This is a genomic window from Clostridium sp. E02 (assembly GCF_003833015.1).
GTDB lineage: Bacteria > Bacillota > Clostridia > Lachnospirales > Lachnospiraceae > Lacrimispora.
The window spans coordinates 1-16,365 of the sequence record NZ_RJLQ01000024.1 but is presented as its reverse complement, the minus strand read 5'-3'; the positions used below and the strand labels follow the sequence as shown (position 1 = coordinate 16,365).

Sequence of the window (16,365 nt, the reverse complement as noted above, 5' to 3'; positions counted from 1 at the left end):
ATTTTTCGACATTATTTCAGGAAACCTCTTGATAATTTGGCAAATTTACAATATAGTAGTAAAGGATTTTTTACAAAGGAGCGTTATATTATATGGATCTTAATCAACAACTAAACGAATTAACACAGAAATATTCATTTGAAAACACCCAGTATAAAACGGATGGACAAAGTCCAAATTTAGAGGTGTGCTTACAACTGAATGAAGAGCTTATTGAAACCTTTATCGAAAAAGCCGGACAGCTTACTACAATTGTAGAATCCTGCGCCAATATGATTGGTATTTTCGATACTTCTGCATCCAAAGAAGTTATGATGCAGACCACCCTGCGCTGTGCCGGAAATGATAAGCTGTTTATCCGAACCACACCTTCCATGCTGAAAATATTGGTAGAAACATTGTTTGATTGAGATTTTGTATCCAGTACCGGAACAATGAAGTAATAAGTAATTCTATAACATGTGAAATGGGACAAAGAAAGGAGAGGCGATCATCGTCTCTCTTTTCTGCTTATTCTATGAAAAAGAACCGGTCAGATGTGCTGTATCATTTCTATCCAACAACATAAAATCCTCTGTCAATGGCTGATAATTGACGGTGGTTATACTGGCATTCTCAACGATAATACTTTCTTCCAATGAATTTGGTTTCAACATACAGGTCAACAAATACGCCAGCGTTGCCCCATGGGAAACCACAGCAGCATCTTCTCTCCCCCCAGTTTCGCTTATAATCTCCTTCACGACCTGTCGGCAGCGGTTTAAAATTTCGCTCTGGCTTTCTCCTCCCGGAGGTGCTGATTCAGCCGGTCGCAAAGACCAGTGACGATACTCCTTTGGATACGTTTTCTGGATTTCATCCCAGGTAAGGCCTTCCCATTCTCCAAATTCCACCTCAATCAGCTGTTGCTTTTCTATTATTTGTGTGTTTTGAATCGTTCCCAAAACTTCTGCAGTCGCCAACGCTCGCTTTAATGTACTGCAAAAGATCTTTTTCACCGGATGATTTTTCATTCCCTGCGCAAGACACTCTGCCTGTTTCAATCCCGTTTCATTTAAGGGAATGTCATGGCTTCCCTGGATTCTACCTTGTAAATTCCAATCTGTCTGACCATGACGTATCAAATATATCTTCATCTTAACCTCTATTCCTCTTCATCCTGAGTTTCAATGATCTCGATTCCCTCTGCTTCAGAGAGAACATCCAGATCCATGTTTTCCGCATTCATACTCATCGCATCAATCGCAATCTTCATAATGCCTTTTATTTCATCTACGCTCATCTTCATCTTAGCAGCCAGTTCCTCGATTGTAGCCTCTCTCCCTAGCTCTTTTGCAAGCATCTGAGATACGGTTTGCAAAACATTTACCCTGGCTGCCAATTCTTCTTCTGTTTGATCCGCAAACTTTTCTTCCTCTATTAGATCATCTAAGGCTTTCCGAATGTGATCACGAACGAAGCTGTCAAAGTCAATCATATCGTCCAGACCAATATAGTCATCCACCGCGATAACAAGAGCCATATTTGCTTCCTGAACCAAATCCGTTAATAGAACTCCCTTCCCATCATATTCCTTGGCATACTCCAGTGCAATCCTTAAATTTCCCTCAACCAATCTACTTTTTGCACTTTCGTTTCCATCTTTCATTTTCTGAATAAGATCTTTTTGTTCTTCTCCTGAACAAGGCTTAATCTCTTCCATTTCATTTAAATACATTTGGTAAAAATCATCATGCATTTTCTTGATCCACTCCTTTTATGTTGTTCTTTTTTCCCTGTGTCCGTTACAATACAGCAGACCAGGAAATTTGTCAAATTCCTTTACAAATCTATCTTATTCGTGATAATATATCCATATATTTATAAGGAGGACTAATAATGGATGTAAATTACGAACTTTACAAAGTATTTTATCATGTGGCTGCTACTTTGAGCTTTTCAGAGGCTTCCAAACAACTCTTTATTTCCCAGTCGGCAGTGAGCCAGTCCATCAAAGTACTGGAAAAGAAATTAAATCAGACGCTTTTTATCCGAAGTACAAAAAAAGTCCAACTTACTCCGGAAGGGGAGATACTCCTAAAGCACATTGAACCAGCGATTAACCTAATCCAGAAAGGGGAAAACCAATTACTAGAGGCAAATACCCTAAACGGCGGTCAGCTCCGTATCGGTGCCAGCGATACAATCTGCCGGTATTACCTGGTTCCTTATCTCAATCAGTTTCACAAGGCCTACCCCAATGTTCATATTAAAGTCACCAATCAGACATCCATCCAATGTGCACACTTATTAGAAAATGGACAGGTGGATTTTATTATAACCAATTATCCAAATTCAGGACTTTTAAGCTCTCAAAAAGTCCGTGTTATCAATGAGTTCTCCGATGTGTTCGTTGCCAATCAGGAATACTTTCCTTTAGAAGGGAAAACAGTCAGCCTGCCAAAGCTTCAGACTTATCCAATCTTAATGTTGGATCGAAAAAGCACCACCAGTGAATTTCTACATCATATGTTCCAGAAGGAACAATTGGATCTGGTCCCTGAAATTGAACTAAGCAGCAACGACCTATTAATTGACCTGGCACGAATCGGCCTTGGCATCGCATTTGTTCCTGATTTTTGTATTCCAGAAAAGGACAAAGATCTCTTCCAGGTAAAACTCACAGAAAGCCTGCCTACCAGACAGATGATTGTTGCTTATAATGAGAACATTCCCATTTCCCAGGCTTCCAGACAGTTTATGGACATGCTTTAACCATCTCTTAAGAGGAAGATGTCACTAACGTGATAACGCTAGAGTCTGACTTGTCAGACTCTAGCTTGTTCTCCATGAGCATGATATACCATCTGATAATTCCCCCAGATTTCATCTTTAAATTGATAGTCCTCTTTCGTATATTGTTCCGGTTCAAATCCAACTTTCTCATAGCAGCGTTTTGCTCTTAAATTAGGTTCAAATACATTTAGTGTAATCCGGCTCATTGAAAGGGACTCTACCGCATAGGAAACAGCCTTGGATACCATACGTTCTCCAATCCCCTGTCCTCTTTTTGTACCATCAACTACAATAAATCCTAGGTGCACACTATCCTTCTCGTAGTTGATCCGTGACATACGAAAGCTTCCAACAACCATTCCTGCCTCGTCGAGTGCAGAAAATCCCAATGTATTTGGATCTTGTTCCATCTCTTCGTAATAGCGGTCTAACTGATCCACAGTAAGAGGATAGGAAAAATGTTCCCTGCACCACATGCGAAGCATCCGTTCCTCATAAAGCCACTGGATTACAGACTGTCCATCCTTTTTCTTATAAGGACGAATCCGTAATTTTTCAATCATTTTTTTCTCCTTCCCTCTTCCGGTTTTCCCAAAAATCTTCTAATACTTTCTCCACCGTATTTAATTTAACTTCATAAAACCCATCCCATTCTCTTGGAAAGAGAGCCTGATAGTCCAGTTTTAAAAAACGCTCATCAAGCAATGCTATGATTCCCTCATCCTTATCCGTCCGGATCACTCTGCCTGCTGCCTGCATGACCTTATTCATCCCTGGATACTGATAAGCATAGTCAAATCCCTTTTGCTCTTTTTCATCAAAATAATCTTTTAATATCACCTGTTCGGTACAGACCATAGGAAGTCCAGTTCCTACAATCACGGCTCCGATCAGCCGGCCTTCTTTTAGATCAATACCCTCTGAAAATACGCCTCCCATTACACAAAGGGCTACAAACGAGTCTTCCCGTTGATCCGAAAACTCCTTCAGAAACGCTTCTCTTTCTTGCTCATTCATATGTGTGTTTTGAGAACGATAGGCAAATGTTTCTTTCACTTCTTGTTTGACAGAAAGAATGGATTCTACTTCTTTTAAATAATGATAAGAAGGAAGAAATACCATATAGTTTCCTTTGCGACCTGAAACAATCTTTATCAGATACGAAACGACCTTTTCATATTCACGCTGGTTTCTTCTGGTGTAACGACTGCTAACATCAGATGCCACGACTAACAGCCTTTTTTTCTGTTCAAAGGGAGAGGGCGCATAGACCGCATATTCATCTAAATCTCCACTCAACAATTCTTTATAGTAAGAGACCGGAAGCAAGGTGGCAGAGAAAAACACAGTACTGTTTCCTTTGTTTAAACATTCCTTTAAATTATTCGCTGGATTCACACAAAACAGTCGTAGCATAAAACGACCATCGCTTAGATTTTCCGTATAAATTCTGTAATTCTCATCCAAACGTTCATAAGTATACACCAGATTTCTTAAAGCAAAATAAAATAATAGAATCAGATCTCTGTCTGCAAAGTTTCGATTAACCTCTAAAAAACGATCTAATTCTCCTACTAAAGACATAATACTCGTTATTAAGAAACGAACATCTTCCAATAAACAGTAATCCTCGCATTCTCGTTTCATCCGAAGAAGCTCTTTATTGCAGCGGTCTAACAATTTTACAATTTTTCCATCCACTGATTTTAACAACTTTTTCATAAGAAGAAAGTCCTCTTTATAAACAAGCGCACTGTACATCTCTCTGCCCCTGGATACTAGATTATGGGCTTCGTCCACCAGAAATAAATAATCCCCAGATATCCCCTCAGAAAAATATCTTTTTAAGCGGATGTTTGGATCAAACACATAATTATAATCACAGATCACCCCATCCACCCAGTTGCTAATATCCAGACATAATTCAAAAGGGCAAACTTGAAACGCCTTTGCATACGTTAAAATAACATCTCTGGTGATCCCAGCTTCTTTATGAATGATCTCATAAACAGCATCCCCGACTCGGTCAAAATGTCCCTTTGCATAGAGACAAGCATCTGGATTGCATTCCGGAGTATCCAAAAAGCAAAGTTTTTCTTTTGCGGTTATGGTAACGGTATTAAAATAAAGTCCCTTTTCCCGTAGAATATCAAAGGATTCTTCTGCCACACCTCTGGTTATGGTTTTTGCTGTCAAATAAAACAGCTTATCTCCCAGTCCCTTCCCCATCGCTTTAATCGATGGATATAGAGTGGACAGGGTTTTTCCAATCCCAGTTGGTGCCTGAATGAAAAGATTCCGCTTTCTTTTCATACTTCGGAAGACAGCTACCGCCAAGTCTTTTTGACCATCTCGGTATGGATAGGGAAACTCCAGATCACAAATTGATTCATCTCTTCGAATTCCATGGTTATATAGGTACCTGGCCCATTTGACATACTCATGAACCAACCCTTGAAACCAGAGTTCCAATTCTTCAAATGTTTTCTCCACTTGAAAGCGGCGGATCTCTTCCGTCTCTATGTTGCAGTAAGTCATCTGTATCACTGCGCCATTTAGATGATGATCATAACAATAAAAGTATCCATAGCACATTGCCTGGGCTAAGTGAACAGGGATTGGCTCTGTTAAATAATCCAAATCCATATAGATCCCCTTAATCTCATCTATGGTCAATCCCTCTGGTATATCAATGACGCCATCCGCTCTTCCTTCTATTAAAATTTTAAACTGATCTTCTTCTACGATATGTTTTAGTATGACTTCCGCCTTATAATCCGCCCCCATGCGTCGTTGGATTTTTCTGTGAATCCGGCTTCCTTCCTGCATGGCGGTTTTCTCGGCTCCCGAGGTTCTGCGATTATCCAGATCACCGGAACGAAGTACAAATTCAACCAAATTCCTGACTGACATTTTTAGAATTTTTTTCTCTTCCACTTCCATTCCAGCATTTTCTCCTTTCAATATTCTATTCTTTCTCAGCCATTAAGAAAGGAAGAGTCTTACGCGCTGTCACTTTAGTGACATCTTCCTCTTAAGCGGCATTCGCATCCTTCCAGGAAGGTTTTTTATCTCATAGGACGTAATTATCTATGAGATAAAAAATAGGAAACTGCAGACCATTCGGCGTACAATTCCCTTTTTTACTTGTTTCATTTATGCTGCTATATATCCATACAGTCAGAACCGTTGTCCTTATTAGAGTTATTTTACCATAAAAAGACGTGAATTAACAGCAAAATTGTTTTTTTATTTTCTTTCCATTTCCAGTTACGATAGTCCCGTCTGTTTTTAGTGTATAAGTGCTAATTTTGGCACTCAATGTGTATAATTTTGGCACTTGTGTTGTAATTTTTCGAAAGAAGATCTATGCTGAAGACACAGGCAGTTTTACGATCCATTGATTGACTTACTATTATGTAAAAACAATTTTGAAAATTTGGGGGGAGAAGGAAAATGAAAGAAAAATGGAAAACAATGATCAAAAAGCTATTGTTTTTTTCTCTGGTACTCACTTTGGCATCAGAGAATTACGCATTGTCTGCTTTTGCTGCAGGTATATCGCTGACAGAGAGCGGAGGATGGTATGAAAGTGCTTATATTGAATGGAGTCCAGTCAATAATGCCATTTCCTACAATGTATATGTAAAGCACGCAGGTGCAGACGATACTGCTTATTTACAAATTGATAAGGAATTAATAAGGAAGTATTCCTCTTATTGGCGAGCAGATGCAGTAGGTCTTGCAGATGGCCAATATATCATGAAAGCGGAATCAGTCATGCCCGATGGTTCAAAGAAAAGTGCTGTTTCCGGTACCCTCAACGTAAATTCAAATGACAGAACCGGATTTGCTTTTTCCAGTGATTCAAAATATAAATCCGGATCTGGTGCATACAAAGAAAGCGGAACACTAAAAGATGAAGCAAAAGTGATCTATGTGACTTCTGAAACAGCAAAAACCATAACTCTTGATGTTACCGTAAGCAAATCAGGGAAAAAACAAACAGGTACCGGTATTGGTGAAATTTTAAAGTTACGTCAAAAAGGATATGACACAACCCCACTCGCTGTCCGTTTTATCGGAAAAGTTACGGACAGTAACATGGTTGGTGAGCTAAACAGCAAAGGATATCTTCAGGTAAAAGGAAAATCCTCCTACACACAAATGAATATAACTTTAGAAGGTATTGGTGAAGATGCAACGGCTTATGGATGGGGCATATTAGTCAGAAATTGCGGTAACGTGGAAATCAGAAACTTAGGCATAATGCTGTACCCTGACGATGGAATTTCACTTGATACAGCCAACTGCAATGTATGGGTACATAACAATGATATCTTTTACGGAACTGCAGGTTCCGATGCCGATCAGGCAAAAGGAGATGGATCCATTGACGTTAAGGGCGCATCCACTTATGTGACATTGTCGTACAATCATTTCTGGGATTCTGGAAAATGCTCTCTTTGCGGCATGAAAGATACGGAGGAGTTTTTTGTAACTTACCACCATAACTGGTTCGATCATTCCGATTCCCGTCATCCGAGAATCCGAGCAGCCTCCGTTCATATTTACAATAACTTTTTTGACGGAAATGCAAAATATGGGGTTGGTGTAACAAAAGGCAGTTCTGCATTTGTAGAAGCAAACTATTTCAGGCATTGTAAGAATCCTATGATGAGTTCCTTACAGGGTACAGATGCTTTGGGTGATGGTACGTTTTCCGGTGAAAATGGTGGTATGATCAAAGCCTATAACAATGTTATAGAAAATGCCTCAAGCCTGATCTATGCAAACTCTAATGACGGAACAGCAAATGCGGATGCAGCCTCCTTTGATGCTTATTTCGCTTCCTCGAGAAATGAAACCGTCCCAGGTTCTTACCAAACAATATCTGGACATACTGTTTATAACAACTTTGATACCAGTGTAGATATCGGTGTCAGCCAATCTGATATTGATACTGCAAACGGAGTGGAACAAATTGTTACAACAAGGGCCGGACGTATGAATCATGGAGACTTTACCTGGAAATTTGACGATGCTTCTGATGATACGTCTTATGCTTTAAATTCGGCACTGATGTCTAAAATCAAAAGCTATACATCAGATATATCCGATAAATAAAGCTGAGGTTTCCGCTGCTGTAACGCAGATAAAAAGGCTGTAACCGATTGAATTTACTGGTTTCCAGCCTTTTCTTCTGTCTTCAAAATTAATTATTTAATTTTTTCAAATAACTGTTGCAATTTAAAACCTTCTATGCTATACTTTTTAGGTGCTCGAGTAAGGGTACAAAATAACATGTTATAGGGGAATAGTTCAATGGTAGAGCAACGGTCTCCAAAACCGTAAATGGGGGTTCGAGCCCCTCTTCCCCTGCTATATGATAAACAGCCAGAATTTTTGTATATACAAAGAATTCTGGCTGTTTTGTTTTATTGATATATTCTTTCTAATTTCAGATACAATGCGCTAACGTTTCGGGCCATTTTTATCAGACAATTTTAAATCCGTAGTCCCCTGTTCTGCTTTTATCTGAATTTTTCCTTTTGCTGCAGTTTCTATTTTATTCCCTGCATTATCAGTAAATTCTACTTCAACGGTAAGTCCGCTTATAACAAACTCTGGTGCCGTCCACGTACCTACATAATAGCCTTTTTCTACTTCTTTCATTTCGGTCATGGTATTCGACCTAGTCTGGAATACATTTGGCAAAACAACTCGAAACGCTCCATCTCCACCTGATTCGCTTCTAAAGCTTACTGTCAGTGTTTCCCCTGCTGTTAGTGTAACATTTTCGCTTGGAGTCAGATCTGTGATAACCGGTGCTTTTTGTTTCACATTTACAACGACTGTCTTCTCTGTTTTATTACCCGCCAGATCATAGGCTATTATTTGGAAGGTATTTTCTCCTTCTTTTACAATTTCTTCCACATGGAAGGCTCCATCCACAACCTCCACAGATTCTGCGTTCATTTCCAATCGGTCAAAATTAGCATCAGAAGCAATCCCTTTGATATCTACCACTCTATCCTTTATTGTCAATCCATCTGAAGGTTGAGTAATGGTTAATTCTGGTGCAGTTTTATCTTTGATTATGGTTTTTCCAGTTGATAGTTCCGTTTCCTTTTCATTTACCACTGCAACAGCCGTAATCACACTCTTTTCCTCAGTCAATGGAATTTCCATATCAAAGGTATGATTCAACGTAACTGTTTCCCCCACTTTAGCACCGTTTGAATAAAGAAAGATCTTACCTTCTGCATTTACTTTTCCTTGAATTAAAACAGAATCCTTATTGGTGTAATTTATTGCTTTCAGATTGGTGATTTCTGGCAGATCGGCAGAATACTCCATTCTTGCTCTTATCATTAATCCGCCTTGGGTATCTTTCTCTTTTAAAGGAATAAATTTTTCTCCTGAATACAAGTAGGATCTGTCGGCATAGGTACTAGATTCATCGATACCAAGTCCGGGGGAAGAAGTTCCGGCCTCTGTCTGACTAGTCGCAATATAAAAATCCCGGTCCGTTGAAAATCCAAATTCGGATAAGTCAATATTATTCCATTGTCCTCTTTCCACATGAACAATCTTTGGCTCGGTATTTAGCTTCACCGGTTTTCCATTTCCATCGGTATCATATAGGGTAATGCCGATTGTATTTCCACCAGGAACCGGCCAATCCGTTCCCCAGAAAAAGAGATTGGCTCCTTTTACCTTTCCGAATTGAGCAGGCGTTACCCTTATAGCTAGACCTCCGCCTGCAGAATTCATTACAAGTGCATTTTCACCAGTTCCGTCATCATAAACAATCTCTTCTTCATAACCTACGAACCTCGTTAAATGAACCTGAATATCTGTCGATTTATTTCCTTCTACCGTAACACGTTCTTCTCCAGACACAAAATCCTCCGCTATTACCTTTAGGGTGTAATCTCCCTCATATACATTTGGTATGACAAAAACTCCGTTTTCATCGGCAGTTACCGCTGGTATCTTGGAATCTTCTTTTACTCTTACTGTAGCATGGGCTACGGGTGCTTTTGAATACCTGTCCACAATCGTTCCTGTAATGGTTCCTTTGGCTTTTTCTTCCATTACCAGATTCTCATTGATGGTCTTGCCTTCCTCTAGATGAACCTTTGTTTCAATAGAATGAAAGCCATAGGCCTCAGTCCTCAGTGTCCATGTGGTATCTCCTTCATTTGCAACATGTTTTAATTTGAATTTGCCATCTGCTGGATTTGTCCTTACACTTTTTCCTGTTTCCAGTACAGTTACCACCGCATAAACAGGTATACCTGACATCACCGCTGCTCCCTGTTCATCCGGAAGAACCGAATCTTGTGAATTTATTTCTTTCTTTAATACCTGACCTTCTATGGTGCCGGTACCGCCTGTTATTTTGGATACAGCTCCAAACACATCAATAAGACCATAGCCATAGCCATTATTGGGATACCCTATATCATCGGAATCTTCCATTGGAACAGCAGTCTCCACTAACAATGCCTCTACCTTATCGACTGATAAGGAATGGTTTGCAGATAAGATTAATGCCATGGCACCTGTAACAGCAGGAGCGGACATACTCGTTCCATTCCAACCACTTTCATACCCACCAGGTACAGAAGATCGAATGTTTACTCCGGGAGCCGAAACATCCGGTTTCACATTTTTATAGGGTCCTGGTCCCCTTCTTGAAAAATCGCCTCTTTTATTCATCTTATCCGTTGCTCCTACGGCAAAACTTTCCGGATAATTGGCTGGGGAACTAACAGAGGACCGGGGGGCCGCACCTTCCCTCTGATTGCCTGATGAAAATACCGGGATGATTCCGGCAGCTTTCCATGAGGTTACCATAGGACGGAACCACTCATCGAGTCCAGGTCCTCCGCCCCATGAATTATTTATAATATCCGGCGCCGCTGCCGGATCTCCCCCAGGTGCAAGCATCCACTCTGCTGCAGATAATATATTATTATCGGAACCTCCATCAGGCGTAAATGCTTTTGCTGCTATCCAGGTTGCTCCCGGTGCAGCACCTATTTTATTTTTCCCATCCGGTTCTTGTCCCAAAATAGTGCCTGTTACATGGGTTCCGTGAGGAATGCTTGGCTCATCAACTGGCAGGGTGCTCCCGTTTATCGGGTCAAACCAGTTCCCTGAGGGATTTGGGTTCCCCGGATTGTTTGGGTTATATCCTCTCCATTTTTTCTGCAATGCCGGATGATTCCAGGTTGCTCCCGTATCAATGATACCTACAACCACGCCGGTTCCATCTACACCGAGATCCCATACTTCATTTGCTTTGATTCTCTCGATGTTCCATTCTACTCCAGCTTTATTCGCCTCAATTTCTTCCGATGTAACGAAAGGTTTTTCTAATTTAACGATTTTATTCTCATATATCTTTTCTACTTCATCCATATGAGAAATCGTTTCAATGACATCTTTTGTTGCTTTTACATAGACGGCATTAATAATATAATAAGGTTTATACTCCTCTATACTTCCCTTATCTTCCTCCTGATTCAGATATTGTATCAGATTTCGTTGGGTATCCTCTGCATTATCCTTTAATGCTTCAATTACCTCTTTTCTAACTTCCACTTTCGACTTATATGGCGTGATTGCTTTGCTCAGCTTACTTTCAGCCTCGTTAGCAACCTTCATACTGTCTACCTGACTTTTTAAATAAATGATTGCTTCTGCATATTCCCCATCTGAAAGGGTATCAATAAAGTTAGACTCTATCTTATTTCTAGATTCCGTCTGCTGCTCTTTCTTAGCGGTAGAAAATGGAATCTGTTGGTTATTCTCCGCAAAAGCCGTAGCTCCTGTGATAAAACTCATAACAATGAGCAATAAGACAGAAAGAAGTAATTTTTCTAATTTTCTCTTATTCATATTTTATTTCCTTTCTTTGTACTGGTCTGTAAATAATGCTGCATACCAGAATGTAAAAATCACATGGGTTAAAAATAATAATTTCTTCAACCCCAGAAACATGACGGAATACTATAATTCCGGCATAAACTCATCGGATCATCCCCCCTAGCCTCATTATTTTAAAAAAGACTTGCTCTTTATTCCGTATTCCCCCTTTCTCTTTGCAGGGCAATTGTCTTTTGTTTCTCATATTTACTCGAATGTCATCTATGTATTGAATTTTTAATTTATTATTATAATATATAATATAAGTATATTCTTATTACATTCTTTTTATTTCTCATTTCGTATTTATCTTAGATTATAAATATAATTACTCTTATTATTAAGGATAGCATTCATTTATTAGAGCCTTCTTCCTATGATTTATAACTTCTAGTGATCAATATCCCATCACTATATCCGCAAAAATAATAGCAAAATCGCCCTGTAAAAAACCATACGGTCTTTTACAGAGCGATTCTATTCATTTCATTATACAAACTTACAAACTATGATACCGTTTCAATTCCTGATCCAACAATCCTTCTGCTTTTTTATAAATATCTTCTTTTATCTGATTAAAAGGAAAGATTGACTTTGATGAAATTTCTACTCCTCTATGCTGCATTAGTCGTTTAAACAGCAAAGAAAAGTTAGAATCCATATCATACAGAGGCATCAGTCGATGAATTAAATTGGACAGTTTTAAGGAACGATCCATGTCTTTTTCATTCGCTGCCCGAACCAGGTCACTCCAGATTTCCGGCACAAGGTTGGACAATCCTCCAATACATCCATTGCCGTTTGAAGATATATTATATAAAAACTGGTCGTCAAACCCGGAATATGCTTGAAATGGATGTCCTTCCGCTTCCAGGCAAATTAAATTGGTATGATTAGGTTCTGTCACAGAGTCCTTTAATCCGATGATATTCTGATTGGAATCCAACAGCCGTTTCACCGTCCCCGGTAAAATGGAGTGTCCAGTTCTGGCAGGAAAATTATATATGTACATATCTCCCTTTACTGACTTTGCCAGAGTATCATAAAAGATAAAAAGTTTCTCCTGATCCAATCCATAGTAATAAGGACCAATCACCATGGAAGCATGATACCCCATGGAATAAACTTCATTTGACATTTCCACTGTCTCAGCAAAATTCATGCCTCCAGTACCGGCATATAATTCAACACGTCCAGCCGTATATTCTGCATAGAACCGGAAAAAATCAGATTTTTCCTGTTTGGTCAAACCAGTGAACTCGCCTGTCGATCCCAGTACTAAAATCCCGTCTACACCGCCTTTCACGAGAAAATCTATTACTTTCTTATTTGCCTCATAATCGGGCTTTTCCATCGCATCAAAAACTGTGATAACCGGAGTTATTATTTTATACATCTCATGTTTCCTCTCTTATTTATTAACCGACGATCCGTAATACACCATAGACCAATACCGCCGTTATTACCATGGCAATTCCATTTAATATTTCATAACCGATTAACTTCAGCCGCTCACGGATTTCCATATTTAATGCACCTGCACTTACGTGAAAGAAAGAACCATGCGGTAGTCCATCAAATACAAAACTCCCAGTATGGGTCATCACAGCCGCAGCAATGGCTGAAATTCCGCTCATCATAACCGTAGGCCCAAATATCTGACTTCCCAATGTAGTACCTGCTGTTGAAGAAGCGGTGGCCGCTCCCATTAACATACCAGAAATCGGAGCCAGTAAAAATCCCGGAAGTCCTGATTGTTCAATGCACCCAATGATGACATCCTTTAAACTGGAATTGGTGATTATCCCCGCAAGCGTTCCTGTCCCAATTAAAAGCATGGTGACACCATTCATTTTTTTCAGTCCGGAAGAAAGATAAAAACAGGTATGCTTTCCTTTTTTCATTACAAGAATTCCAGTCAAACCTCCTATGGGAAGTGCAATCAGAGGATCAATCGTAATCCCAAACAATGGCCGTAATAGCAATAACACGATGGTGACCATTGGTCCAGCAATCGCACCGAACAAACTGGGAAGATCCTTTTCCGATATAGTTTCTTCTAATGGTCCAAAATCAGACCCCTTATGTATCAGTGCACGAGAAATCAGAGCTGTGGCTAGTAAGGCAGCGGCAGCTGGAACCATGCCCGCCATCATAGTCGAGGTAAGGGGAACACCAAATGCTTCCGAAGCTGCAATCGCATTGGGATTGGGACTCATTACGTTCCCCGCCTTGACTCCACCCACCAGTGCCATCAATACTCCTAATTTCTTATACCCAGAACGCTGGGCAAGCTGTATGGCGATCGGTGCAACTGTGATAAGAGCCACGTCTCCAAATACCCCTACTGCTGTCAAACACCAAGTGGCAAGCATCATCGCAAGCAAGGCACGTTTTTTTCCCATTTTACGAATAATCGTCTCCGCAATCCTTGCAGCTGCACCGGTTTCGATCAAAACTCCAGCCAGAACACCAGCTGTCACAATCCGTACAATGGCGGACACGATCCCCTGTACTCCTGAAATCATATATTGAACGGTCTCGATAAGACCGCCGCCACCAATGAGTCCTCCAATGATTGCTCCAAAGATCATGGCATATGTCGGTTCTACTTTCTTTAAAATCAGAATCATTGCTATTAAGAGAGCCAAAATTGCTCCAATCGCAGATATTTCCATTTAAGCCCCTCCTACAGATTGTCATACTTTAAGATTGCACCTTCTGAACCGGATGCCGCAATCTTACAATATAGCCCTAAGTATCCACGCTTAAATTTAGGTTCTGGACGTTTCCAGCCTTCTAAACGCTCCTTGATTTCTTCTTCTCCAACCAATAAGTTAAGGCTTCTCTTTTCAATATCTATTTCAATTTTATCCCCATTTTTAACAATGGCAATGGCACCTCCTTCTGCCGCCTCTGGGGAAATGTGTCCCACAAAACATCCGTTATTGGTTCCACTGAACCGACCATCTGTAATCAGAGCCGTTGTTTTTGATAATCCTCTTCCATACAGATATTTCATGGCCTTATACATCTCTCTCATTCCAGGACCTCCCTTTGGTCCCTCATAGCGGATAACCACAACATGTCCATCTCGGATGTCCCCATTTAGAATAGCCTCTTCCGCTTCTTCTTCAGAATCAAAGCAAATAGCTTCTCCTACAAAATGATGAAGACTTTCATCGAATGCTCCCGGCTTTGTAATTCCAGAATCTGGAGCCAGATTTCCACGCAGCACCGCTACTCCCCCCTGATAACCAAACGGCTGTTCCACGGTTTTTACTACGTTCGGGTTCTCTGGATATTGATACACATGAGCTTCTATATTTTCCTTTACCGTGCGAGCGGTTACCGTCATCTCATCGGTAGATATCAACTCCTGCATCTCTTCCAGAAGCTTTGAAACTCCACCAGCCCGGTAAAAATCAATCATATTATATTCGGATGCCGGATTGATTTTTGCTAATTGAGGGGTTATATTTGACAACTGATCAAATTCCTCCAGTACTTGTAAGTTCAGTTCCGCTTCATGAGCGATAGCAGTTAGGTGCATGACAGCATTGGTGCTGCCACTCATGGCTAAACAGACTTTAATGGCATTTCTAACACTTTCTTCTGTTATAATCTGACGTGCTGTAATATTTTTTTCTACCAGCTCCATGATTTTTATACCGGTTTCCTCTGCGATGGCAAGACGAGCCGCACTTGCTGCCGGGATGATTCCTCCATCCGGAAGCGTCATTCCCAATGCTTCGGATAATGAACACATGGTATTGGCCGTCCCTAGATAAGAGCAGGATCCACAAGTTGGACAGGCTAAATCTTCCAACGATGTATATTCTTTTTCTGTAATTTTATTGGCGGAAAGCATCCCGTATGCTTCCGTACTAGAGGTCTGGTCTGACTTGCGTCCGTCAAACTCAATTCCTCCATCCATAGGTCCCCCCGGAAGTAAGATACAAGGAATATCAAGCCTAGCTGCTGCCATTAACATACCTGGTACAATCTTGTCACAAGAACCAAGAAGGATCAATCCATCAAACAAATTGATCTGAGCCATGGATTCCACCGAATTAGCAATAATTTCTCTAGAAGGAAGGATATAGTGCATTCCATCATGTCCCTGCCCCATGCCGTCGCATCCGCCGATCACACCAAATTCAACCGGTGTTCCCCCTGCCCGATAAATTCCATCTTTCACTCGCTGAGCAACCTGACGAAGGTTATAATGCCCTGGTACGCATTCACTCCAGGCATTGGCGATCCCAATCATAGGGCGTTTTAAATCGCCAGTGGTAAATCCCATTGATTTATAGGTTGCCCGGTAATACTGATTCTGAAGACCACATAATATTTTTTTGCTTCTTTCCATTTTAACTTCTTCTCCTTTTAATTGAATGACTTTCCCTTACCCTTTCCTTGGTACGTATTTACGTACTTTGTATGTATTTACGTATCTTGATTTTTAGATTAACATTCTCAAATACATTTGTCAATAAATGATGGTAAATCCCCTCTATTTTTATGATTCATTTATGATAATGTCCTAGTGTATCACAAATGATTATGTCCCAATTAGTAGTTCATATATTATAATAGAACCTCATGACTTAGAAATGAGGTGGACACAATCAGAAAGGTATTACTAAC

11 protein-coding genes and 1 tRNA gene are annotated in these 16,365 nt (G+C 40.2%); 4 read left to right on the top strand and 8 right to left on the bottom strand.

The genetic code is table 11. The annotated features are described in order from the left end of the window. Positions 1-92 precede the first annotated feature (92 nt). The gene (locus tag EFT72_RS16290; RefSeq protein ID WP_124067978.1) at positions 93-410 is read left to right on the top strand and encodes a hypothetical protein; all 318 of its coding nucleotides are present in this window, start codon (positions 93-95) and stop codon (positions 408-410) included. A 105-nt stretch (positions 411-515) separates the two neighbouring features. Here EFT72_RS16290 and EFT72_RS16285 read toward each other — a convergent pair whose 3' ends face one another. Together EFT72_RS16285 and EFT72_RS16280 are read right to left on the bottom strand one after the other, a co-directional pair. After that, positions 516-1,136: a histidine phosphatase family protein gene (locus EFT72_RS16285; RefSeq protein ID WP_124067977.1), complete on the bottom strand. Its 621-nt coding sequence runs from the start codon at positions 1,134-1,136 to the stop codon at positions 516-518. Positions 1,137-1,144: 8 nt separating this feature from the next. After that, a complete protein-coding gene (locus EFT72_RS16280) occupies positions 1,145-1,738 on the bottom strand; it encodes a sigma-70 domain-containing protein (RefSeq protein WP_124067976.1) in 594 nt (197 codons plus the stop codon). Positions 1,739-1,878: 140 nt separating this feature from the next. On the opposite strand from EFT72_RS16280, the gene EFT72_RS16275 reads away from it, so the two are divergent. Beyond that, positions 1,879-2,754: a LysR family transcriptional regulator gene (locus tag EFT72_RS16275; RefSeq protein ID WP_124067975.1), complete on the top strand. Its 876-nt coding sequence runs from the start codon at positions 1,879-1,881 to the stop codon at positions 2,752-2,754. A gap of 53 nt (positions 2,755-2,807) precedes the next feature. Here EFT72_RS16275 and EFT72_RS16270 read toward each other — a convergent pair whose 3' ends face one another. Further along, positions 2,808-3,338, bottom strand: coding sequence for a GNAT family protein (locus tag EFT72_RS16270; protein WP_243110043.1), 531 nt, complete (start codon positions 3,336-3,338; stop codon positions 2,808-2,810). After that, positions 3,331-5,718: an ATP-dependent DNA helicase gene (locus tag EFT72_RS16265; protein ID WP_124067974.1), complete on the bottom strand. Its 2,388-nt coding sequence runs from the start codon at positions 5,716-5,718 to the stop codon at positions 3,331-3,333. The genes EFT72_RS16270 and EFT72_RS16265 overlap by 8 nt, the downstream gene beginning before the upstream one ends. A gap of 513 nt (positions 5,719-6,231) precedes the next feature. Between EFT72_RS16265 and EFT72_RS16260 the strand changes: the two genes are divergently transcribed. Continuing rightward, on the top strand, positions 6,232-7,902 hold the full coding sequence (locus EFT72_RS16260) for a right-handed parallel beta-helix repeat-containing protein (RefSeq protein WP_124067973.1): 1,671 nt from the start codon (positions 6,232-6,234) through the stop codon (positions 7,900-7,902). A gap of 184 nt (positions 7,903-8,086) precedes the next feature. Next, positions 8,087-8,157, top strand: a tRNA-Trp gene (locus EFT72_RS16255). Between the two features lie 93 nt (positions 8,158-8,250). Here EFT72_RS16255 and EFT72_RS16250 read toward each other — a convergent pair. The 4 genes from EFT72_RS16250 to ilvD all read right to left on the bottom strand — a co-directional run bounded on the left by EFT72_RS16250 (position 8,251) and on the right by ilvD (position 16,087). Next, positions 8,251-11,688 carry a S8 family serine peptidase gene (locus EFT72_RS16250; protein ID WP_124067972.1) on the bottom strand — a complete coding sequence of 1,146 codons (3,438 nt, stop codon included), beginning with the start codon at positions 11,686-11,688 and terminating at the stop codon, positions 8,251-8,253. Between the two features lie 526 nt (positions 11,689-12,214). Next, complete coding sequence (locus EFT72_RS16245; RefSeq protein ID WP_124067971.1) at positions 12,215-13,111, bottom strand: dihydrodipicolinate synthase family protein; 897 nt, start codon at positions 13,109-13,111, stop codon at positions 12,215-12,217. 22 nt (positions 13,112-13,133) lie between these two features. Further along, positions 13,134-14,393, bottom strand: coding sequence for an SLC13 family permease (locus EFT72_RS16240; protein ID WP_124067970.1), 1,260 nt, complete (start codon positions 14,391-14,393; stop codon positions 13,134-13,136). Positions 14,394-14,404: 11 nt separating this feature from the next. Further along, entirely contained in the window at positions 14,405-16,087 is a 1,683-nt protein-coding gene (ilvD, locus tag EFT72_RS16235) for a dihydroxy-acid dehydratase (RefSeq protein WP_124067969.1), read from the bottom strand. Positions 16,088-16,365 lie beyond the last annotated feature (278 nt).

Bases quoted from the DNA above. Each gene is read 5' to 3' on its own strand.
- EFT72_RS16260 (WP_124067973.1), top strand. From the start codon at position 6,232: ATGAAAGAAAAATGGAAAACAATGATCAAAAAGCTATTGTTTTTTTCT.
- EFT72_RS16250 (WP_124067972.1), bottom strand. From the start codon at position 11,688: ATGAATAAGAGAAAATTAGAAAAATTACTTCTTTCTGTCTTATTGCTC.
- EFT72_RS16275 (WP_124067975.1), top strand. From the start codon at position 1,879: ATGGATGTAAATTACGAACTTTACAAAGTATTTTATCATGTGGCTGCT.
- EFT72_RS16270 (WP_243110043.1), bottom strand. From the start codon at position 3,338: ATGATTGAAAAATTACGGATTCGTCCTTATAAGAAAAAGGATGGACAG.
- EFT72_RS16245 (WP_124067971.1), bottom strand. From the start codon at position 13,111: ATGTATAAAATAATAACTCCGGTTATCACAGTTTTTGATGCGATGGAA.
- ilvD (WP_124067969.1), bottom strand. From the start codon at position 16,087: ATGGAAAGAAGCAAAAAAATATTATGTGGTCTTCAGAATCAGTATTAC.
- EFT72_RS16280 (WP_124067976.1), bottom strand. From the start codon at position 1,738: ATGCATGATGATTTTTACCAAATGTATTTAAATGAAATGGAAGAGATT.
- EFT72_RS16265 (WP_124067974.1), bottom strand. From the start codon at position 5,718: ATGGAAGTGGAAGAGAAAAAAATTCTAAAAATGTCAGTCAGGAATTTG.
- EFT72_RS16240 (WP_124067970.1), bottom strand. From the start codon at position 14,393: ATGGAAATATCTGCGATTGGAGCAATTTTGGCTCTCTTAATAGCAATG.
- EFT72_RS16290 (WP_124067978.1), top strand. From the start codon at position 93: ATGGATCTTAATCAACAACTAAACGAATTAACACAGAAATATTCATTT.
- EFT72_RS16285 (WP_124067977.1), bottom strand. From the start codon at position 1,136: ATGAAGATATATTTGATACGTCATGGTCAGACAGATTGGAATTTACAA.